Origin of the sequence: Mesorhizobium sp. M4B.F.Ca.ET.017.02.2.1 (genome assembly GCF_003998955.1) — a bacterium.
Lineage (GTDB): Bacteria > Pseudomonadota > Alphaproteobacteria > Rhizobiales > Rhizobiaceae > Mesorhizobium > Mesorhizobium abyssinicae.
In genome coordinates this window covers 1-401 of the sequence record NZ_RZOF01000730.1, presented here as the reverse complement: position 1 = coordinate 401, position 401 = coordinate 1, and the positions used below count along the sequence as shown (strand labels likewise).

Genomic DNA, 401 nt, shown 5'->3' with positions numbered 1-401 from the left:
CCTCATGCAGGGCGCCCATCGTTGGCACAACGGCAATCCTTAGGCCCTCGCGGCGCCAGGCGGCAACGATGCTGCGAAGTTCGGAGACGATGCGGACGATCGGGGTGCTCATAGGGCTTCTCCTCCACTGACTGGGCCCGGTTCATGGCCGAAGACGTGATCCGCGGTCGGAAAGCTGCGGTCGCGCACCTCCTTTGCGTATGCCGCAATCGCTGCCTCGGCGTCGCTTCCCAGCTCTGCGTAGCGCTTGACGAATCTTGGCCGAAAAGCGCCAAACAAGCCCAGCATGTCATCGACAACAAGGATCTGACCTCGCAGGCCGGCGATGCACCGATACCGATTGTGGGAATCGCCACTTGCTCTGTAATCAGCCGAGCCAAAGCCTCCGGTATCTTCTCAAG

At 61.3% G+C, this 401-nt stretch carries 1 protein-coding gene and 1 pseudogene; both read right to left on the bottom strand.

Features of this window, described 5'->3' with window-relative positions; genetic code table 11:
- Positions 1–112, bottom strand: a 112-nt coding sequence (locus EN738_RS35085; protein WP_189606184.1) for a pantoate--beta-alanine ligase, incomplete at its 3' end; no start/stop codon positions are given.
- Positions 109–401, bottom strand: a pseudogene (locus EN738_RS35080) (3-methyl-2-oxobutanoate hydroxymethyltransferase); the annotation flags it as partial. The pseudogene EN738_RS35080 and the gene EN738_RS35085, both read right to left, overlap by 4 nt.